Source organism: Streptomyces sp. PL-25 (assembly GCF_058344915.1).
In genome coordinates this window covers 3,394,590-3,413,948 of sequence record NZ_CP136997.1, presented here as the reverse complement: position 1 = coordinate 3,413,948, position 19,359 = coordinate 3,394,590, and the positions used below count along the sequence as shown (strand labels likewise).

Genomic DNA, 19,359 nt, shown 5'->3' with positions numbered 1-19,359 from the left:
GGCGATTTGACGACACCTTGTCGCGGGGAGCACGGGGAGCACGGGGAGCACAGGGGCGCGTCGGGGAGCACGGGGGCGCGGGAGAGCGCGTACGGCCGGGCGGCCCGCTGTTACGGAACCGTCGACGGCGGGCCGCTGTCCGCCCGTGGTCCCCGCACTATCCTCGGGCTGACGCGCAGGGGCGTACCGGGGCACATCGGGGGAGGCGGTTCTGCCATGGAGAAGCTGGCGTCCGGCGATCCGCGGGAGATCGGGGCGTACCGGCTGCTGGCGCGGCTCGGGGCGGGCGGCATGGGACAGGTGTACCTGGCCCGCTCCGGCCGGGGCCGTACGGCCGCCGTGAAGGTGGTGCGGCAGGAACTGGCGCAGCAGGAGGAGTTCCGGGCCCGGTTCCGCCAGGAGGTGCGGGCCGCGCGCCGGGTCGGCGGGAACTGGACCGCGCCCGTGCTGGACGCGGACACCGAGGCAGCCGTGCCGTGGGTCGCCACCGGCTATGTCGCCGGGCCCAGCCTCCAGCGGATCGTCGGCCACGACCACGGGCCGCTGCCCGAGCGGTCGGTGCGCGTCCTCGCCGCCGGTCTCGCCGAGGCGCTGCGGGACATCCACGCGGCCGGGCTCGTCCACCGCGACCTCAAACCGTCGAACGTGCTCGTCACCATCGACGGCCCCCGGGTCATCGACTTCGGCATCGCCCGCGCCCTGGAGACCGTCGCGGACAGCGGCCTCACCCGCACCGGGGCGCTGCTCGGCTCGCCCGGCTTCATGGCCCCCGAGCAGGTGCGCGGCGACCGGATCACCCCCGCCTGCGACATCTTCTGCCTGGGGTCCGTGCTCGCCTACGCCGCGACGGGCACCCTGCCCTTCGGTACCGCCGACAGCGGTGTGCACGCGCTGATGTACCGGATCGCCCAGGAGGAACCGGACCTGGACGCGCTGCCCGAGGGCATCGCCGACCTGGTCCGCGCCTGTCTGCGCAAGGACCCGGCGGCCCGGCCCGCGCTGGAGGAGATCCTGGAGCGCACCGGCGCCGAGGACACGGTGTGCGACGGCCGGCTCCGCGACCCGTGGCTGCCGAGCGCCCTGGTGGCCCAGCTCGGACGGCACGCGGTACGGCTGCTGGACGCGGAGAATCCCGAGGCGCCGCCACCCGCCACCCCCGGCGAAGCCACCGTCCCCATCGCTCCCTCCCCTCTCACGGGTCCCACCGTGCCCGCTCATCCCGAGGGGCTCCCGCAGCACGACTCCGCCGCCGCCTCCTCCTCCTTCTCCCATTCCTCCTCCCGGGAGCAGCCGCCTGGGCACACCCTCGCGGCCTCCCCGGGCCGCGCCCCGGGCCCCGCCGCGGAAGCCACCCCGTGGCCCTCCCCGGAGCACGCCGCCGCCGTCCGGCCCCCGGCCCCCGGCGAGCCCGCCGGCCAGGGCCACGCGCCGCCGGACCACCCGCCCACCCGGGCCGACGGCCCGGCGCCCGCACCGGCACCCGGGTCCGCGCCCGTGCCCGCACAGCGGGCGTACGGCCATCCCCAGCACCCCCACCCCCACCAGCACCCGCATCCTCACCCGTACCGGCCCGCCGACCCTCCGTACTTCGCCCCGGCCCCGGACCCGGCTCAGGACGGGCCGCGGCGCGGTGGTACCTCCACGGTGGCGCTCCTCGCGGTGGCGCTGGTCGTCGCGCTCGGCGCGGGCGGTTCGGTCTACGCCCTGATGCAGGGCGGCGGGCACGAGGACCACCGCGGCGGCCCCGGCCCCTCGCCGACCGCCACCGCGTCCGGCACGGGCGGCCCGGACCCGTCCCCCACCGCCACGAGCGCGCCGCCCGGCCCCTCGGGCGGCGTGGTCCCCACCGGCTACCTCGGCACCTGGCGGTCGGCGATCGACAGCGAGCTGGGCTCGAACCCCCGGCGGCTCACCATCGCCCAGGGCGGTGTCGGGGACCGGGTGCTCACCCTGGTCGCGGACGGCCCCACCGCGACCGGCGGCACCTACCACTGCGTGTTCGAGGCCCGGCTGGTCCGGCGGCCGGACGCCGGCGGACCGCTGGAGCTCGGGCCCTCGACGGTCAGGAACGGCACGGGCGGCGCCTGCAATCCGGGCGCGGCCACCCAGGTGCTGCTGCTCCCGCAGGGCGGCCTCCAGCGCGTCAACAAGGACAGCGGCGAGCGGCTGACCTACACCAGGGAGTGAGCACGGGACGGGACACGGGACGGGAGAAGCCGCCGCGGTGCTCGGCATCGCCGCGTCCGTCCGGGACGCTCCGGTACGAGCGCCGGGTGCCGCGCCGCCGGGGGTACCCCTGCTCGAAGAGCTCGGGGGAGCGGTGTCAGGCCCCGCACCGGTGACCGGTGTCCCGGCCGGGGAGGCTCTACCGGGGCTCGGGGGGCCGCTGGCGCGGCATGTTCGGCCGGGTGCCGCCCGGCGGCAGCGGGAAGCGGCCCGGACCGGCGCCGCCGGGCTCCGGGCGCGCGCCGCCCGGCACCGCCGGATGGATCCCCGCCGGTGCCGCCCCGACGCGGAACTCCACCATCCAGCCAGCCGTCTCGGCCCGCACCAGCTCGGTCACGTCCTCCGTGAAGCGCCGCAGCACCGCCAGGCACCGCTCGGCGGCCTCGCCCGCCGTGCCCTCGGCCGGGCCGAGCACCTCCCGCACGCTCTCGGTGGCCCAGTCGAACTGGAGCAGCTGAAGCCGCCGCTGCACGGCCTGCGCGGTCGCCACGTCCCGCATCCAGCCCGAGGTCAGGCCGAAGTACCGGTCGGCCGCGACGCACGCCACCGACAGCAGCAGCGCCAGATACCCCCAGGGCGCCGCGCCGCGGGCCGGCCCGGTCAGGTCCAGCAGCGGCAGCCCCGCCCCGGCCAGCGCCCCGGCCGCCGCCCCGCACCGCAGCGCCCGCGCCCCGCGCCGCTTCCACACCCGCTCCGCGAGGTACCAGGCGGCGGTCTGGAGCGCGCCGCGCTCCACCCACCGGTACAGCTCGTCCAGCCGCCGGGCGGGATCGCCCCAGTCGCCGGGCGGGAACACCCGCCCGGTCAGGTCCCCGGGCAGCGGCCCGGTCGCCGCCGCCGCCCCGTCCTCCCGCCCGTCCCGAGCCCCGTCCTCCCGCCCGTCCCGAGGGTGACGCTCGGGCTGCATCTCCGGCTGACCCACCCGGCACTCCCTACTGATCACCTACTGATCACGTGCTGTGACGCTGGCTGACCGCCGGACCCCTTCCTACCCCCCAACGGGTGGCGAAGCGGGGGAATGCGGTGCTTTTCCGCCCGGAAGAGGGCCTTGATCAGGTATAGGACGCACCCGGAACTCACTCGAAAGAGTGGCGGGGCGCCGCCCGCCGGGACCACGTAGGCTCGTGCCAGCGGGGAATCGCCGGTACGCCGGCGGACGGGCCCCGCCCGGAGACCGGGCCGTCCGGATCATCCGGACGCACGGAGGAAAGCAGGAGCTGATCGTGATTCCCGGTGGTGGCCAGCCCAACATGCAGCAGCTGCTCCAGCAGGCCCAGAAGATGCAGCAGGACCTGGCGCAGGCCCAGGAGGAGCTGGCGCGCACCGAGGTCGACGGGCAGGCGGGCGGCGGCCTGGTGAAGGCCACCGTCACCGGCGCCGGCGAGCTGCGCGCCCTGAAGATCGACCCGAAGGCCGTGGACCCCGAGGACACCGAGACCCTCGCGGACCTGGTCGTGGCGGCCGTCCAGGCGGCCAACGAGAACGCCCAGGCGCTCCAGCAGCAGAAGCTCGGCCCGCTGGCCCAGGGCCTCGGCGGCGGCAGCGGCATCCCCGGGCTGCCTTTCTAGGCGCCCCCCGGGCAACTACGGTACGTACCGAAGCAGCACACACCGAAACAGCGGCACACGCAGAGCAGGAAGGACGGGCGTCCGGTGTACGAAGGCGTGGTCCAGGACCTCATCGACGAACTGGGGCGGCTGCCCGGCGTCGGTCCCAAGAGCGCGCAGCGGATCGCCTTCCACATCCTCCAGGCGGAGCCGACGGACGTGCGCCGGCTCGCCCACGCCCTGCTGGAGGTGAAGGCGAAGGTCCGCTTCTGCGCCGTCTGCGGCAACGTGGCGCAGGAGGAGCTGTGCGGCATCTGCCGTGACAGCCGCCGCGACCAGAGCGTCATCTGCGTGGTCGAGGAGCCCAAGGACGTCGTCGCGATCGAGCGGACCCGCGAGTTCCGCGGCCGGTACCACGTCCTCGGCGGGGCGATCAGCCCGATCGAGGGCGTCGGCCCCGACGATCTGCGCATCCGGGAGCTGCTGTCCCGCCTCGCCGACGGCACGGTCACGGAACTCATCCTGGCCACGGATCCGAACCTGGAGGGCGAGGCGACGGCGACGTACCTCGCCCGCATGATCAAGCCCATGGGCCTCAAGGTCACCCGCCTGGCCAGCGGCCTCCCGGTGGGCGGCGACCTGGAGTATGCGGACGAGGTGACCCTCGGCCGCGCCTTCGAGGGGAGACGACTCCTAGATGTCTGACGCCACGCTGCACGCGACCAGCCAGAACCCCGACGACTTCGCGGTCCAGATCGCCGACCAGATCGAGAGCTTCCTGGTCGCCGTCACCGAGGTCGCCAAGGGCGACGAACCGGACTCCGCGGTGCCCTTCCTCCTGCTGGAGGTCTCCCAGCTGCTGCTGGCCGGCGGTCGGCTCGGCGCGCACGAGGACATCGTCCCCGACGAGCGCTACGAGCCCGACCCGGGCCCGGAGCAGGACGCGGACGTCCTCCGCGAGAACCTGGGCCGCCTGCTGGAGCCCATCGACGTCTACTCCGAGGTCTTCGACCCCTACGAGCCGCGCCGCGCCCCGGTGCCCGCGCGGATCTCCGACGACCTCGCCGACGTCGTCGCCGATCTGCGCCACGGCATGGTCCACTACCGCGCGGGCCGCACCACCGAGGCGCTGTGGTGGTGGCAGTTCTCCTACTTCTCCAACTGGGGCGGCACCGCCTCGGCGGCCCTGCGCGCCCTCCAGTCCCTGGTCGCCCATGTGCGCCTCAACCAGCCCCTGGAGGAGCTGGACGGCCTCGACACCGACCAGGCCATGGGCGACGAGACGCTGGAGTTCGAGGCGGGCCGGGTCATGGCGGAGGAGATCGGCGGTCCGCTCGGGCTGCCCGGGGCCAAGTGAACCCGGCCCGCACGCGCTGAGTCCGGCCCGCCCGCTCCTTCGCGTCCTTCGCGGCACGGCGGGAAGCACGGAAGCACCGGGCGTCGGCCGTCCCGGTCAGGGGCGTACGTCCCCGGAATCGGCGGCCGGGACGGAGACGGCCGGGGCGGAGACGGCCGGGACGGGGGCCGAGGCCGCCGCGTCCCGCACATGGGCGGCGATGCCCCGCACCGTCGGGTCCTCGAAGAACTCCGCCAGCGTCATGTCCGCGCCGAACCGCCTGCTCACCTGGGCCAGCAGCCGGATCGCGAGCATCGACTGCCCGCCGGCCTCGAAGAAGTCCTCCTCGTGGCCGACGCCCGGCACGTCCAGCAGACCGCTCATGAGCGCGGCGATCTCTTCGTCCATCGCGTCCATCGCGTCCGCGCCCGCCGGGCCCGCCGCACCGCCCGCCGGGGCGGCCGGGGCCTGCGGGGCGGGCAGCCGCTCCCGGTCGATCTTCATGTTGGCGTTCTTCGGCAGCTCGGGCAGCCGGGTCAGCCGGGAGGGGAGCATGTAGTCGGGGAGCCGGTCGCGCAGGAACGCCCGCAGGGCGGCCGTGTCCGGGGCCTTTTCGCCCGCCCCCACGTAGTAGCTGAGGAGCGTCCGGTCCCCCGAGCGGGCGTCGGTGCCGGCGACCGTCACCGCCTCCCTGATCCCGGGGTGGCGCAGCAGCGCCGCGTCGACCTCGTTCGTCTCGACCCGGAAGCCCCGGATCTTGACCTGGAAGTCGGCCCGGCCGAGGAAGTCCAGTGAGCCGTCCGGCAGTTCGCGCACCAGATCGCCCGTGGCGTACATGCGGGCGCCGGGTTCGGCGGCGAAGGGGTCGGGCAGGAACCGCTCCTTCGTCAGGTCCGGGCGGCCGAGATAGCCGCTCGCCACGCCGTCACCGCCGACGTGGAGCTGACCGGTCTCCCCGGCGGGCACCGGCCGCAGCTCGTCGTCGAGCACGTAGCACGTGGTGTGCGAGACGGGCACGCCGATCGGCACCCGCACCTGGTCGGCGGGCATCGGCCTGACCCGGTGCGCGGTGGCGATCGTCGTGCACTCGGCGGGCCCGTACCCGTTGACCAGGTGGCAGCCCGGAACCGCGGCCACGGCGTTGGCCTGGTCGACCGCCAGGGCGTCGCCGCCGACCAGGACCTGGGAGACCGTGGCGAACGTCGCCGGGTCGTCCCCCGCGAGCTGGTTGAACAGCGGTGTCGCCATCACCACGGTGTCGATGCGGCGTTCGCGCAGCGCGGTCGCCAGCCGGCCCGGCGAGAGGACGGTGTCGCGGTCGAACCCGATGAGCTCGCCGCCGTTGAGCAGCGCGCCCCACACCTCGACGGTGGCGGCGTCGAAGGCCGCGTTGGAGATCTGCGCGACCCGGTCGCCCGCATCGAACGTGAGGTAGTCGGCGTCCCGGGTGCGCCGGACGACGTTGCGGTGCGTCGTGCAGATCCCCTTGGGCGTGCCGGTCGAACCCGAGGTGTACATCACGTAGGCCAGGTCCTCGGGTCCCGCGCCGCCGTCCGTGCGGACGTCCAGGGCGGCGTCGTCCCGTACGCTACGCCCCAGGTGTCCGGCGGCCGTGAGCACCGGGATGCCGAGGCCGCTGGGGTCGTCCGTGCCGGCCTCGGTGAGCAGGGCCACCGGCTCGGACTCCTGGAGGATCATGCGCAGCCGGGCGGCCGGCTGCGCCGGGTCCAGCGCGAGATAGGCGCCGCCGGCCTTGACGGTGGCGAGCATGCCCAGGATCACCCCGATGCCGCGGTCGGCGAGGATCGCCACCAGCCGGCCGGGCCGTACGCCCCGGTCGCGCAGCCGGATCGCCAGGGAGTTGGTGACCCGGTCGAGCTGCCGGTACGTCAGTGTGACGGAACCATAGGTGAGGGCGGGCGCCTCGGGCCGGCGTACGACGTGCTGCGCGAACAGGTCGCTCAGCGAACCGTCCTGGGGCCGAGCGGCGGGCTTGGGCATGGGCGTCCAGTCCTTTCTCGTCGGATGACGCGTTGTCGGCGAGGCGGGGCCGGCCGCCACACCGGCATAATGCCGCCGGCCTGCCCGGTCATTCCGCGGCAGCAGGAACCAGGCCCTAGCTGCGCTCGCCCACCGTGGCGGGCTCGGGGGCCGGGGGCGCGGCCACGGACGTCCGCCGTTCCACGACCCCGAGCGCCACCCCGGCGACGATGATCGCCCCGCCGAGCACCTGCCCGAGCCGGACCGTCTCCCCGTTGATCACCACGGCACCGAGCACGCCGAACACCGGTACCAGATTGAGGATGTTGACCGCGACGCTGGAGGTCATGCGGCGCAGCCCGTAGTTGTAGAGGAGGAAGCCGCCGACGGAGCACGCCACGGCCAGATAGACGAGCAGCAGCGAGGCCGATCCGTCCGGTACGTGCCAGTCCCCGGCCTCCAGGCAGGAGGCGAGCAGGAAGCCGGCGGCGCCGGCCACGGTCTGGTGGTAGGTGAGGTCCAGGGCGTCGTGGCCGCGGCCCATGGACTTGACGAGCACGTTGTACCCGCCCCAGAGCAGCCCGCCCAGCAGCAGCAGGACATCGCCGAGCCAGCGCGAACTGCCGCCCACCTGAGCGCCGTTGCGCACGACCAGGAAGGCGCCCGCGGTGGCGAGCAGGACGCCGCCGACCCGCAGCAGCGGCATCCTGGCCTTGAACAGCACCAGTTCCAGCAGCATGGTCATCAGCGGGTAGGTGGCCACGATCAGGGAGGCGTCGGAGGCCGTCGACAGTTCGACGCCGATGTTCTCCAGGACGAAGTAGGCCGTGATGCCGAGCAGTCCGCTGAGCTGGATCAGGCGCCGCTGCCGGGCGTCGAGCCGGGCCCCCGGGCGGCGGCGCAGCCGCATCATCACCGCGAGCAGCCCGGCGGCGAGCGTGAAGCGGATCGCGCCGATGCTCAGCGGTCCGACGTCCGACAGCACCTGCTTGGTCACCGCGTAGGAACTGCTCCAGAAGAGGGCCGCCGCCACCACGGCGCACAGCGCCAGGATCCGTCCTTTCCTCTCGTCCACCGCAGGTCTCCTTCTCCGTCGTCCGCACGCACAGGGTCCGCCCGGCTCGCGCCGCAGAGAGAGGCGAATCATGGACGGAATGGATGCAGTCATGCTAGCAATCCAACGGAGAACAGGGCATACTCGCCGAATATAATTCGGCCTCCCAGGAATGCGGCAGAACATGGATGAACTTAATTCGGCGTTGCTGCGCCTTCTCCAGCAAGACGGTCGGCGCACCAACCGCGAACTCGCGGAGGAACTGGGCATCGCACCCTCGACCTGCCTGGAGCGGGTGCGCGCGCTGCGCGAGCGCGGGGTGCTGCTCGGCTTCCACGCCGAGGTGGACCTCACCGCACTGGGCCGGGGGCTCCAGGCGATGATCGCCGTACGGGTGCGGCCGCCGACCCGCGCGATCATCGAGCAGTTCCAGACCTTCGTGGCGCGGATGCCCGAGGTCATCTCGGTCTTCGTGCTGACGGGTACCGACGACTTCCTCCTCCATGTGGCGGTGCGGGACGCCGACCATCTGCACTCGGTCGTGCTGGACAAGCTGACCGAGCGCCCCGAACTGGCCGACGTACGCACCTCGATGGTCTACGGGCATCTGCGCAAGACGGTCATCGACCCGATCTGAGCCCCTCCAGGGTCGCGATCAGCAGGTCGTTCGCCTCCGGGGCGCCGACCGTGATCCGCAGCCCGGCCCCGGGGAAGGCGCGCACCAGCAGCCCGGCGCGCTCCAGGGCGGCGGCGACCGGGCCGGCGTCCTCGCCCAGCGGCAGCCACAGGAAGTTGGTCTCGCTCGGCGGCAGGGTCCAGCCCCGCGCGCCCAGGGCCGCGCGCAGCCGCTCCCGCTCGGCGGTGATCCCGGCCACCTGCCGGAACAACTCGTCCTCGGCGTCCAGCGCGGCCAGCGCCGCCTGCTCCGCGATCCGGCTCACCCCGCACGGCACGGCGCACTTGCGCAGCGCCTCGGCGATCCGCGGGTGCGCGACGCCGTAGCCGACCCGCAGGCCGGCCAGCCCGTACGCCTTGGAGAAGGTGCGCAGCACCACCAGGTTGGGCCGGTCGCGGTGGAGTTCCACCCCGTCCGGCGCGTCCGGGCCCCGGTGGAACTCGAAGTACGCCTCGTCCAGCACCACCGTGACATGTTCCGGCACCCGGTCCAGGAACCGCTTCAGCTCGGCGGCGCCGACCGCGGTGCCCGTGGGGTTGTTGGGCTCGCACAGCAGCACCATGGCGGTGCGCGGGGTGATGGCGGCGGCCATGGCCTCCAGGTCGTGCGCCGCGTCGCTGAGCGGCACCTCGACCGGGACGGCCCCGGCCATCCGCACCACGATCGGGTACGCCTCGAACGACGGCCAGGCGTAGACCACTTCGTCGCCCGGCGACAGCATGGCCTGGCCGATCTGCTGGTAGATGCCGACCGATCCCGGGCCGGTGACCACGTGCGACAGCGGGACGTCCAGCCTGCGGGCGAGGGCGTCCGTCAGCTCTTCCGGGAAGATGCCCGGGTAGAGGTTGGTCCGCTGAGCGGCCCGGGAGACGGCGGCGAGGGCCGAGGGCAGCGGCGGGCAGGGGTTCTCGTTGAGGAACAGCCGGTACGAGGTGCCGGTGGCGGGCGGCTGCGGCGGCTTGGGCACATAGGCCGGTATGCCGTCGAGCACGGCACGCGGCGCGGGCGGGTGAGCACTCACTCCTGTCGTTCTCCTTAGCTGGGTCCCACTGCTGGGGCGCTCTGCCGGTGCCTGTGCCGGGCCGCTCCGCGGACGCGGGTCCCGGACGGGCCGGCGGGTCAGTCGAGCGTGACGGTCCGGCCCAGTCCGCGGGCCGCGGCCTCGCGGGCGACGGCGAAGCCGGACATGATGTCCTGCACGCCGAGGCCGAGCGATTTGAAGACGGTGATCTCGGTGGGTTCGGCGCGACCGGGCCGGGTGCCGAGCAGCACCTCGCCCAGCTCGGCCCGGATGTGGTCCGGTCCCACCAGGCCCTCGGTGAGCGGCCCCCGCAGGTCCCCGGACTCGGCGAGCGCCGACTCCCGGCTGTCGACGAAGAAGGAGGCGTCCGCCACGGCCCGGGAGGACAGCTCCCGGTGGTCGGCGAAGGAGGCCCCCACGGCGTTGACATGGACGCCGGGCGCGAGGTCGGCGGCCTCGACGACGGGCTCCCTGGCCGCCGTCGTGGTGCAGACGAGGTCGGCCCCGGCCAGGGCCAGCGCCGGGGTGTCCGCGGTCTCCACCTCGATGCCCAGCTCCTTCGCCGCCCACGCCCGGTAGTCCTCGGCGTGCTCGGCGCTGCGGCTCCACACCCGGACCCGGCGCAGCGTCCTGACCAGGCGCATGGCCTCCAGGTGGCTGCGCGCCTGCACCCCGGAGCCGAGCACCGCGAGGTCCCCGGCGTCCGGCCGTGCCAGCGCCTCGGTGGCGACGGCGGAGACGGCCGCCGTCCGCACGGCGGTCACCGCGCCGGCGTCCATCAGGGCCAGCGGGGCACCGGTCGCCGGGTCGAAGACCATGACGACCCCGACGTGCAGGTCCAGGCCGCGGGCCGGGTTCTCGGGCTTGAGCATCATCGCCTTCAGCCCGTAGCCCGCCAGGTCGTCCCCGGCGACGAAGCCCGGCATGGTGCCCAGCAGACCGCTGTCCTTCTCGGGCCTCAGGATGGTCCGCAGCGGCAGTTCCGCCAGGCCGCCGCTGTAGCGGCGCATGGCCTCCGCCATCACCGGCAGGGCGCGCTCGACCGGGTACAGCTCGCGCACGGTGGCACGGTCGATCAGGAGCATGGAAGTACCTGTTTCCTTGGGCGGTCCGGACGGCTGCGGTGGGCCGGTTTCCTGTGGCGGCCCGTCAGGCGTCCGGGTCGGCGAGGGTGAAGACCGACCAGAGCATGCGGATCGGCCGGGTGCGGGAGATGAACTCCAGGGCGTGGGCCTTGGCCGCCGGGCGCGTGGTGAGCGCCAGGTCGGTCTCCCTGCGGCGGGCCTGGCCGGCCGCCGCGCTGGTGGAGGTGGCGTAGCGGATCTCCGCCACCGAGTAGGCGTCCGGGAGGAGTTCCCGGACGAGGGCGACCGGCGCCGGGTGGGTGGCGATCCGGGCGGCGTCGGGGATGCGGTGCCCCGGGGAGACGGCGATGCCGTAGTCCGGGGTGTCGAAGAGGAACGCCCCCGCGAACCGCAGCGACGGGTCCATGTAGAAGCTGTGCACCGACGCGTACGCGTTGGCGATGACGACATGGCTGACGGCGCCCTCGCGCAGCGCCGTGCCGGCCTCCTCGTAGGTGCCGTAGAGCCGGATTCCGGGCGGTCCGCCCAGGCCGCGGTCCGCCCAGAGGTACAGGGCCGCCTGCTCGCTGCTGGTGCCGGCGGGCCCCAGGGTCCCGATGGCCTCGATCTCGGGCCCCGAGGACAGGGCGGTGTCTATCCATCCCGCTGTCTGAATCATGTTCTCCCCCTGCGGTCGGCGGTCAGCCCGTGCCGGGGCCGACGCTCTGGAGCCAATGGCGGTAGCGCTGGTCCTTGCCGCGGACGACCTCGTGGTAGGCGGCCGTCAGGGCGGTGGTGAGCGGTCCGGGGACGCCGTCCCCGACGGGGCGGCCGGCGATCTCGGTCACGGGGACGATCTCCGCGCCCGTGCCGGTGAGGAACACCTCGTCGGCCAGACACAGGTCCTCGCGGCCCAGGTCGTGGAAGTCGGTCGGTACGTCCAGCAGGTCGGCCGCCAGGGTGACGGCGGTGTCCCGGGTGATGCCCTCCAGGAGATCGGCCGTGACGGGCGGGGTGACCAGCCGGCCGCGGACGACGGCGAACACGTTGGACGTGCTGGCCTCCGCGACCTGGCCGCGGCTGTTGAGCAGGATCGCGTCGTCGTACCCGGCGGCGCGGGCCTCGTCCACGGCGAGCGCGTTGTTGACGTAGCCGCCGGTGACCTTCGCGCGGACCGGGAGCACGGCCGACTCCGGCCTGCGCCACGAGCTGATCGCGACCCGGATGCCGCCGCGGTCGGTGTAGGACCCCATCCGGAAGGCGTTGACCGACAGCGCGTCCGAGACGCCCGTGAGCTGGACACCGGGCGGTGTCCCGGGCAGCAGCGCGCGCTTGTAGGCCAGCGGGCGGATGTACATGTCGGTGTCCGCGCCGATCCGGCGCAGCAGCTCGGCCGTCAGCGCGCACAGCTCCCGCGCGTCCGGCTCCAGCCGGATGCGCAGGGTCCGCGCGCTGCGCAGGAAGCGCTGGTAGTGGTCGTGGCCGCGGAAGACGGCCAGGCCGCCGTCCGCCTGCGCGTAGGCGCGGATGCCCTCGAAGACACCGGTGCCGTACTGGAGGGCCTGCGTGGTGACGGGCACCTGGGCCCGCTCCAGGGGGACGAACTCCCCGTCGTGGTAGGCGAGGGCCGCCAGGGCGGGCGTCGCCTTGCCGCTGTCCGCTGCCACGGCACTGGTCACTGGGCCCTCCCGCCGGCCACGCCGAGGGCGGCGGCGCGCTCCTCGTCCGGCGCCGCGGTGCGCCGGTCCTCCACCCGGGCCGCCTTCCAGCTCACCATGGCGCCGGTCGTGGTGACCGAGCCGAGCGGGCCGTAGGCGAACCGGAGCGGGACGTCGAGCCGTTCGCGCACCAGGGCGGCGACGGCCGCCTCGTCGACGCGCACACCCTCGCCGTCGGGCGGTGTCTCCAGGTGCAGGGTCAGCTCGTCCTGCCCGTCCACCGCGTCGATGACGACCTGGTAGTCGAGGTAGCCGCGGGGCAGCGACAGCAGCAGTTCCTCCAGGTCGTAGCCGCTGATCCGGTGGCCGCCGATCGACAGGGTGTCGCGGGTCCGGCCGAGCACCTCCAGGACGGGCGCGGGCAGGGTGCGCCCGGCGGAGGCGGGGGCGAGCCGGACCAGGTCGCCGGTGCGGTAGCGGACCAGCGGCTTGCTGCCCCGGTAGAGCGCGGTGACGACGAGCTCACCGGTACGCACGCCGTCGGGTCCCGGCTCGACCGCGCGGGCGGTGTCCGGGTCGATCACCTCGTAGAAGTTGAGCAGCGGGGCCGTGTACAGCGCGCCGTCGGCGCCGGACGCGCCCATCACCGAGGCCTCCTGCGAGGCGTACAGGGCGTTGTAGACCTTGGCGCCCCACACCTCGCCGATGTTCTCCAAGAGGCTCGGGGAGGCGAGTTCGCCGGTGCACATCAGGACGTCGAGGCGGAAGTCCCGGCGCGGGTGCAGTCCGGCCGCGTACGCCTTCTTCGCCAGGGACAGGGCCATGCCGGGCGTGCTGAACAGGCCGGTGGCGGGCAGGACGCGCAGGGTCTCCAGGGCGCGGTCGTAGCCGACCATCGGGGAGTGCGGCCACATCTTGGCGACCGCGTGGCCCAGGTTGCGGCAGACGTCGCCGAAGGTGTCGCCGAAGGCGTGCAGTTCGGTCGGCCCGGAGACGCCGATCACCTGCTCGTCGCCGAACTGCCGGAAGACGGTGTCGTAGTACACGGTCAGCGCCGTGTTGTTGTGCAGCGAGTCGGTGTTGTCCCGCGGGCACGGTGTGCTGCGGCCGGTGGTGCCGGTGGTCTCGTAGAAGATCCAGGCCTTGGACAGCGGGAGCGAGAGCACCTTGTCGAACTCGTTGCGCAGGTCGTCCTTGGTGGTGAACGGCACGCCGGCCAGATGCTCGGGGGCGAGGGAGCGGATGGAGTCCGGGTCCACCGCCGCCAGGCGGCTCGCGTAGAAGGGGGACCTGTCCTTGACGTACGCCAGCGTGCTGCGGAATTCCCTCAGTTGGTGGTCGGCCAGGTCGGCGTCGCTCCAGCGGCCCGCGGCGAACGCCTGGTGCCGGTCGCGTATCTCGCGGGCGAGCCGGTCGAGTTCTTCGTTGAAGACGGTGAACATGCTTCCCTCGTGTCGGTTGCGTCAGCGGTACAGCGGCAGGCTTCCGGTGAGCTTGTTCACCGCGCTTCTGCTGCCGCAGACGGCCACGCCGATGTAGGGCAGCTCGGCGGTGCCCAGGTCGGCGGTCCGGCGGATGTACTCGTCGTAGCTCCGTGACGACTGGGCGACCGCGGTGAAGTCGGCCACGAAGACGTCGGGCAGGCCGGCCGCCTTCAGCACGATGTCCCGCAGATCCGTCGCCGCGCCCTTCAGAATGGGCAGCGGAATGGCCGTGATACCGGTGTGCGCCTCGCCGTCGCCGTCCTTGACGGCATCGCCGATGATTCCGTCCACGAACCGCCCCACGGACATCGAGAGAGCCGCCACGGTGTTCATCGCGAGCCCCGCGGCGAGGTCCTGTTCGACGACAAAGGCGCACTTCTCGTACTTGGCACTCACCGCTGGTCCTTGCCTCTCGTTCACTGTGCTGTTCTTCTTCTCGTTCTTCGCGTCATTCTTCGAGGTCGGCGATGACCCATTCACTGATCTCCCGCCACCGGCGGATCGCCTCCTGGTGGAACGGGTGCACCAGATAGCGGTCGAGCGCCGCCTCGTCCTCCAGCAGACCGATCACCGCGAAGTCGTACGCGATGGGCCGGGTGGATATGTTGCGGCCGGTGCTCCATTCCTGGAGGTCCGGTACCTCGCCGCCCACCTTCGCGGCCATGCCTTCCGCTTCCAGCGCCCGGGGATCGTCCCACGAGACACCGGGCTTGAACTTGAAAAGTACGATGTGACGAATCATGGTCATCCTCCGTGGACGGGAATGCGCGCGGGCAGGGGGCGGACCGTCTCGCCGCGGGCCGCGGCCCGTGCGGAGAACTCCTGGACGGCGGCCAGCTGGCGTTCTCCGAGCGAGTAGTCGAGGGTCCGGAAGTAGTCGAGGAGCACGGGCTCCCCGAGCGCGCCGGACCGGCCGCCGCGGGCCGCCGCCGCGGCCACCCGCGCGGGGTGCGCGCGGGCCCGTGCGACCGCGTCCACGAGCGCTGCCCCGACCTCGCGCACCGTCTCCGGCCGGTCCCGCGCGAAGTCGCGGCGCACGGCCCAGACGGCGAACACCATGGGCAGCCCCGTCCAGCTCCGCCACATCGCGCCCGTGTCGTGCACGGTCAGCCCGTCCGGCGCGGCCGCCCGCACCCGCAGCGCGTCGTCGCCGATGACCACCGCGGCCCGCGCGGTGCGCAGCATCGCGCCCACGTCCTGGCGCAGGGTGCGGTACTCGGGCCGCACCCCGACGGCGTCCTCCAGGAGCATCCTGGCCAGCAGGCTGGTGCTGCGGCTGGCCGCGGAGAGCGCGACCACCCGCCCGTCCAGCGCTTCGAGCGGATCGCGCGAGACGATGTGGCAGGAGCCCACCGGGCCGTCGCTGCCGATCGCGATGCCGGGCAGCAGGCACAGCTCCTCCGCGTGCCGCAGATATCTGACGACACTGATCGGGCTGATGTCCAGATCACCCGAAAGAAGGAGCGCGGACAGCTGTTCCGGTGGAGCGGAGACCATGTCGAGGCCGTGCACGGCTCCGCTGTCGGCCAGGCCCCAGCGGATCGGTGCGCAATTGAGGAAGGAGATGTCACCCAGGCGTGCCCGCGGATTTCCGCACGCCTTCACGAAGTGCCCTGCGGCTCGCCGTCCGCGGCGGAGGCGGCTCTTGAGATGCCGCCGGAACCGCCCCGGCACAGGCTCAGGATATTCAGGGCGAGGGCGGTTCCCTCGGTGCCGAGCCCGGTCGCGTAACGGTCGAGAATGAGCTTCTCGCGAGCGAGTACCGTCCGTGTACCGCCCTCGCTCATGCGTTGCCGCTGAATGCGGCGGGACAGGTCGCGGCGATTCTGCAGGATTTCGATGATCTGCAGGTCCAGGGTATCGATCGCCTCGCGAGCCTCGTCGATGGGAAATGCTGTCACACATGCGGCGTTGTCGTGCTGCTCCACATCAACCTCATCGGGGGAGTGGCGCCCGCCAAAGGCAGGTTCGCTGCATCACTGGTTTTCGCTGCCATCGAGACGACGTTGCGTCGGTGAAACGCCGTTGTTCGCCATCCTTGACGATTCCCGCCGCGAGAGGCAAGGACGTTCCCCAACGGTGTCCCACACCATCAGAATCGCTTCTGACCTGCGGGTTTCCTCGGACACCGAACGGACACCGAAGGGAAACACCCGGCACGGCGGTCACGGCTTCCGGGGCGCGCGCCCCGGCCCGTCACAGCACCGGCGGACAGTACGGGCCCGTCCCCGCGCCGAGCGCGTCCGGCGCCAGCGCCGAGCCCGTACCGGCCAGCGCCGCCGCCGCGCGGGCCCGCAGCACCTCCGCCTCCGCCCCCGCGTCGCCGCGCCGGTCGAGCAGTTCCGCGTGCGCGTACAGGCACCGCGCGTAGCGGACCGGGGTGCCGAGGCCGTGGTAGATCGCGGCGGCCCCGGCCAGCAGCCGCTCCGCCTCCTGTGTCCGGCCGTCGTGCCCGAGCGCCGCGGACAGTCCGACCATGCCGAGCGCCTCCAGCAGCGGGTCGCCGACCGAGCGCGCCGACTCCCGGCAGACGCCGAGGAGCCGGCGGCCCTCGGCGTACCGGCCGCTCTCCAGCGCGATGACGCCCAGGCCGAAGTGGGCGTAGCCGATGCCCGAGACATCGCCGAGGGCCTGCGCCCGCTCCCGCCCCGCGATGTACTCCGCCTCCGCCTCCGCCGGGCGGTGCCGCGCCCGCAGCAGGTCGGCCAGGGCCAGCCGCACCTGTCCGGCCGCCCGGCCGAGGAGGCCCCGGGCGGCCTCCTCGGCCTGCCGCAGATACGACTCGGCGCCCTCCAGGTCGCGCAGTTCGAGCAGGGTCAGCCCGAGCCAGCGCAGCACCTGGACCCGGGCCTGGAGGTCCCCGTGCGCGGCGAGCACGGGCAGGCAGTCGCGCCAGCGTTCCAGCGCGCGTTCGTAGCGGCCCAGGATCCGGTCCACGCAGGCCGCCCTGCGCAGCGCGAGCACCGCGCCGTAGTCCTCCCCGGCCGCGGTGAACGTGGCGTACGCCTGCTCCAGCGGACCGGCCGCCCGGGTGTACTCGCGCTTGTCGATGTACAGGTCGCCCAGGCCCAGGAGCAGCGCGGCCTCGCCCTTGCGGCTGCCGACCGCCCGGACGGCGGCCAGCGCGTCCTGGTGGGTCGCCAGCCACTCGTCGTGGTGCCCGCGCGTGCTGAACAGACAGCGGCACACGGCCGCGAGGTCCCACGCGATGTCGTCGAGCCCGTGGCCGGCGGCCTGCCGCACCAGGGTGGTCAGCGTGGTGCGTTCGGCCTCGTACCAGTGCAGCGGGTCGGCGTCCTCGTGCGGAGGGGAGTGGCCGGCACGGGCGCGGCTCGCCGCGCCGCTGCGGACGACGGTGTAGTCGCCGCCGCAGACGGCGCGGTGGGCCGCGTCGGCGCCGGCGAGCGCGGCGAGGGCGGTGCGGCGGACCGCGGTGCGGCGCTGGGACGGCGACTCGGCGCCGTCCGCGCGTTCGAGGCCGAACAGCCGGACCAGGTCGTGCAGGCGGTAGCGGAGCTGCCCGGCCACGTCCCGTCCGCGCACCTCGACGAGCCGGGCGTCCACCAGTTCCTCCACCAGGTTCTCGGCGTTCTCCGCCGCCGATCCGCCGAGGTCCACCAGATGCCGGGCGAGCCAGTCCGCGAAGTCCGGCACGGCGAGCACGGACAGGCGGCGCAGCAGCAGCTGGGCGCCGGCGCTGATGCCGTCGTAGGACAGCTCCAGGGTGGTGCGGACGGCCAGGTTGTCGTGCTCCAGCTCGTCCAGCCTGCGCCGTTCGTCGGCGAGCCGTGCCGCGACCCGGGCCATCGTCCAGTGCGGCTTGGCCGCGAGCCGGGCGCCGAGGATGCCGACCGCCAGCGGCAGGTTGCCGCAGTAGGCGACCAGCCGCCGCGCGGCGTCCTGTTCCGCCGCCGAGCGCTCGCGTCCGGCGCCGCGGTGGAGCAGTTCCAGGGCCTGCTCCGTGGACAGGCCGCCCAGTTCCACGACCCGCGTCGAGAACGCCGAGGCGACCCGGGAGCGACTGGTGACGATGACGGCGCAGGTGTCCGTTCCTGGCAGCAGAGGGCGTATGCCGGTGGTTTCGGAGGCGTTGTCCAGAATGATGAGCACGCGTTTGTCGGTCAGCAGCGCGCGGAATTTCTCGGCGCGCTGGTCGAGCCCGTCCGGGATGTCGGACGCCGGCACTCCCATCTCCCGCAGAAACCGGGCGAGGGCCTCCTCCGGCCGGACCGGATTCCGGTCGAGTCCGCGCAGATCGATATAGAGCTGGCCGTCGGGAAAGTTGACGCGCTGCTGATGTCCGACATGAATGGCGAGGGTCGTCTTGCCCGTTCCTCCCGCGCCCACCAGCTCGACCAGGGGCACGTTTCTGCCGGTGGGCCGCAGGAATTCCACCAGGTCGGACATCTCCCGCTCGCGGCCCACGAATTCCCCGATGTCGCTGGGCAGCAGGCAGGGCCCGGCGGGCGCGGCGGGCGCGGGCGCGGCGGGCTCCGGCGGGGGCGGCAGCGGCGCGGCGGATAAGTCGGTGCGGACGGCCTCGGGACCGGGCGGGAGGGCCCCCTTCAGGATCTCCTGGTGCAGGCGCTGGAGTTCGGCGCCGGGCGCGATGGCGAGCGCCTCGTCCAGCAGGCGGCAGGTGTCGCGGTACAGGCGCAGCGCGTCCGCCTGGCGGCCCGAGCGGTACAGGGCGGTCATGAGCTGGGCCCGCGGCCGCTCGAAGAACGGATGCTCCGGCAGGAAGGCCGACAGCTCGGCGATCACCGGCTCGTACTGCCCCAGCGCGAGCTGCAGTTCGGCCTTCTTGACCTGGAGCGCGACCTGCGTCTCCTCCCATACGCGGGCCTCGGCGCGCCACGCCTGCCGGGTGATGCCCGCCAGCAGCGGGCCGCGCCACTGGGCGAGTGCCCGCTCCAGGCAGGAGACCGCCTCGGCGCTCTCCCCGGCGTTCGCGTACGCGTCGGCCTCCGCCTTGAGCGCCTGCACCCGCTGGGTGTCCAGCTCGGCCTCGTCCGTGCTCAGGAGGTAGCCGGGCGGCTGGGTCAGGATCAGGTCGCCCACGGTCCCGGTCCGCTGGAACCGGCCGCGTATCTTCGAGACGCAGACGGCGATCTGGTTCGCCGGATCGGCCGGCATCCGGGCCTCCCAGAGGCTCTGCGCCAGCTCCTCCACGGACACGGTCCTGTCGGGCTTCAAAAGCAGCGTTCCGAGAGTGATCTGAAGCCGCGGGGCGGTGAGCTGGAGCCGTTTACCGCCCGCCCATATTTCCAGTGGGCCCAGCACCCGGAATAGCAGCTTTCCGGCACGTGACGA

The 19,359-nt window shown here is 73.5% G+C and carries 18 protein-coding genes; 5 read left to right on the top strand and 13 right to left on the bottom strand.

Translation table 11 applies throughout. The annotated features are described in order from the left end of the window. Window positions 1-216: 216 nt before the first annotated feature. Window positions 217-2,187 (top strand): serine/threonine-protein kinase, encoded by a 1,971-nt coding sequence (locus R4Z62_RS15205; RefSeq protein ID WP_491520051.1) that lies wholly within the window; start codon window positions 217-219, stop codon window positions 2,185-2,187. 178 nt (window positions 2,188-2,365) lie between these two features. Here the strand turns inward: R4Z62_RS15205 and R4Z62_RS15200 are convergent, their stop codons facing one another. After that, a complete protein-coding gene (locus tag R4Z62_RS15200) occupies window positions 2,366-3,148 on the bottom strand; it encodes an SLATT domain-containing protein (protein ID WP_491520050.1) in 783 nt (260 codons plus the stop codon). Between the two features lie 301 nt (window positions 3,149-3,449). On the opposite strand from R4Z62_RS15200, the gene R4Z62_RS15195 reads away from it, so the two are divergent. From R4Z62_RS15195 to R4Z62_RS15185, 3 genes are all read left to right on the top strand, one after another. Next, window positions 3,450-3,794, top strand: coding sequence for a YbaB/EbfC family nucleoid-associated protein (locus tag R4Z62_RS15195; protein ID WP_026252718.1), 345 nt, complete (start codon window positions 3,450-3,452; stop codon window positions 3,792-3,794). Between the two features lie 84 nt (window positions 3,795-3,878). Continuing rightward, the gene (gene recR, locus R4Z62_RS15190; protein WP_064534328.1) at window positions 3,879-4,478 is read left to right on the top strand and encodes a recombination mediator RecR; all 600 of its coding nucleotides are present in this window, start codon (window positions 3,879-3,881) and stop codon (window positions 4,476-4,478) included. Then, a complete protein-coding gene (locus tag R4Z62_RS15185; RefSeq protein WP_064534329.1) occupies window positions 4,471-5,130 on the top strand; it encodes a DUF5063 domain-containing protein in 660 nt (219 codons plus the stop codon). The genes recR and R4Z62_RS15185 overlap by 8 nt, the downstream gene beginning before the upstream one ends. Before the next feature lie 96 nt (window positions 5,131-5,226). On the opposite strand, the gene R4Z62_RS15180 is transcribed toward R4Z62_RS15185, so the two are convergent. Next, window positions 5,227-7,110, bottom strand: coding sequence for a non-ribosomal peptide synthetase (locus R4Z62_RS15180; RefSeq protein WP_491520049.1), 1,884 nt, complete (start codon window positions 7,108-7,110; stop codon window positions 5,227-5,229). A 115-nt stretch (window positions 7,111-7,225) separates the two neighbouring features. Next, a complete protein-coding gene (locus R4Z62_RS15175; protein ID WP_064534331.1) occupies window positions 7,226-8,164 on the bottom strand; it encodes a DMT family transporter in 939 nt (312 codons plus the stop codon). 163 nt (window positions 8,165-8,327) lie between these two features. Here R4Z62_RS15175 and R4Z62_RS15170 point away from each other — a divergent pair, with 163 nt between their 5' ends. Continuing rightward, complete coding sequence (locus R4Z62_RS15170) at window positions 8,328-8,780, top strand: Lrp/AsnC family transcriptional regulator (RefSeq protein WP_026252717.1); 453 nt, start codon at window positions 8,328-8,330, stop codon at window positions 8,778-8,780. Here the strand turns inward: R4Z62_RS15170 and R4Z62_RS15165 are convergent. The 10 genes from R4Z62_RS15165 to R4Z62_RS15120 all read right to left on the bottom strand — a co-directional run bounded on the left by R4Z62_RS15165 (window position 8,764) and on the right by R4Z62_RS15120 (window position 19,218). Further along, complete coding sequence (locus R4Z62_RS15165; RefSeq protein WP_064534332.1) at window positions 8,764-9,840, bottom strand: histidinol-phosphate transaminase; 1,077 nt, start codon at window positions 9,838-9,840, stop codon at window positions 8,764-8,766. The genes R4Z62_RS15170 and R4Z62_RS15165 overlap by 17 nt on opposite strands. A gap of 98 nt (window positions 9,841-9,938) precedes the next feature. Continuing rightward, window positions 9,939-10,925: an ornithine cyclodeaminase family protein gene (locus R4Z62_RS15160; protein ID WP_064534333.1), complete on the bottom strand. Its 987-nt coding sequence runs from the start codon at window positions 10,923-10,925 to the stop codon at window positions 9,939-9,941. 64 nt (window positions 10,926-10,989) lie between these two features. Then, window positions 10,990-11,583, bottom strand: a complete 594-nt coding sequence (locus tag R4Z62_RS15155) for a prephenate dehydratase domain-containing protein (RefSeq protein WP_064534334.1) — start codon at window positions 11,581-11,583, stop codon at window positions 10,990-10,992. A gap of 22 nt (window positions 11,584-11,605) precedes the next feature. Continuing rightward, on the bottom strand, window positions 11,606-12,583 hold the full coding sequence (locus R4Z62_RS15150) for a branched-chain amino acid transaminase (RefSeq protein ID WP_398334839.1): 978 nt from the start codon (window positions 12,581-12,583) through the stop codon (window positions 11,606-11,608). Further along, the gene (locus R4Z62_RS15145) at window positions 12,580-14,004 is read right to left on the bottom strand and encodes a phenylacetate--CoA ligase family protein (protein ID WP_491520048.1); all 1,425 of its coding nucleotides are present in this window, start codon (window positions 14,002-14,004) and stop codon (window positions 12,580-12,582) included. The genes R4Z62_RS15150 and R4Z62_RS15145 overlap by 4 nt, the downstream gene beginning before the upstream one ends. 21 nt (window positions 14,005-14,025) lie before the next feature. Beyond that, entirely contained in the window at window positions 14,026-14,442 is a 417-nt protein-coding gene (locus R4Z62_RS15140; protein ID WP_381740907.1) for a DUF2000 domain-containing protein, read from the bottom strand. 52 nt (window positions 14,443-14,494) lie between these two features. Beyond that, on the bottom strand, window positions 14,495-14,788 hold the full coding sequence (locus R4Z62_RS15135; RefSeq protein ID WP_491520047.1) for a Dabb family protein: 294 nt from the start codon (window positions 14,786-14,788) through the stop codon (window positions 14,495-14,497). Between the two features lie 2 nt (window positions 14,789-14,790). Next, entirely contained in the window at window positions 14,791-15,651 is an 861-nt protein-coding gene (locus tag R4Z62_RS15130) for a menaquinone biosynthesis protein (RefSeq protein WP_491520046.1), read from the bottom strand. Beyond that, window positions 15,648-15,974 (bottom strand): chorismate mutase, encoded by a 327-nt coding sequence (locus tag R4Z62_RS15125; RefSeq protein WP_064534339.1) that lies wholly within the window; start codon window positions 15,972-15,974, stop codon window positions 15,648-15,650. The genes R4Z62_RS15130 and R4Z62_RS15125 overlap by 4 nt, the downstream gene beginning before the upstream one ends. A gap of 268 nt (window positions 15,975-16,242) precedes the next feature. Next, window positions 16,243-19,218, bottom strand: coding sequence for an AfsR/SARP family transcriptional regulator (locus tag R4Z62_RS15120; protein WP_491520045.1), 2,976 nt, complete (start codon window positions 19,216-19,218; stop codon window positions 16,243-16,245). Window positions 19,219-19,359 lie beyond the last annotated feature (141 nt).

What these genes read in the sequence shown, in the direction of transcription:
- R4Z62_RS15155 (WP_064534334.1), bottom strand. Translation starts at nt 11,583, where the DNA reads ATGATTCAGACAGCGGGATGGATAGACACCGCCCTGTCCTCGGGGCCC.
- R4Z62_RS15205 (WP_491520051.1), top strand. Translation starts at nt 217, where the DNA reads ATGGAGAAGCTGGCGTCCGGCGATCCGCGGGAGATCGGGGCGTACCGG.
- R4Z62_RS15145 (WP_491520048.1), bottom strand. Translation starts at nt 14,004, where the DNA reads ATGTTCACCGTCTTCAACGAAGAACTCGACCGGCTCGCCCGCGAGATA.
- R4Z62_RS15185 (WP_064534329.1), top strand. Translation starts at nt 4,471, where the DNA reads ATGTCTGACGCCACGCTGCACGCGACCAGCCAGAACCCCGACGACTTC.
- R4Z62_RS15160 (WP_064534333.1), bottom strand. Translation starts at nt 10,925, where the DNA reads ATGCTCCTGATCGACCGTGCCACCGTGCGCGAGCTGTACCCGGTCGAG.
- R4Z62_RS15180 (WP_491520049.1), bottom strand. Translation starts at nt 7,110, where the DNA reads ATGCCCAAGCCCGCCGCTCGGCCCCAGGACGGTTCGCTGAGCGACCTG.
- R4Z62_RS15135 (WP_491520047.1), bottom strand. Translation starts at nt 14,788, where the DNA reads ATGATTCGTCACATCGTACTTTTCAAGTTCAAGCCCGGTGTCTCGTGG.
- R4Z62_RS15170 (WP_026252717.1), top strand. Translation starts at nt 8,328, where the DNA reads ATGGATGAACTTAATTCGGCGTTGCTGCGCCTTCTCCAGCAAGACGGT.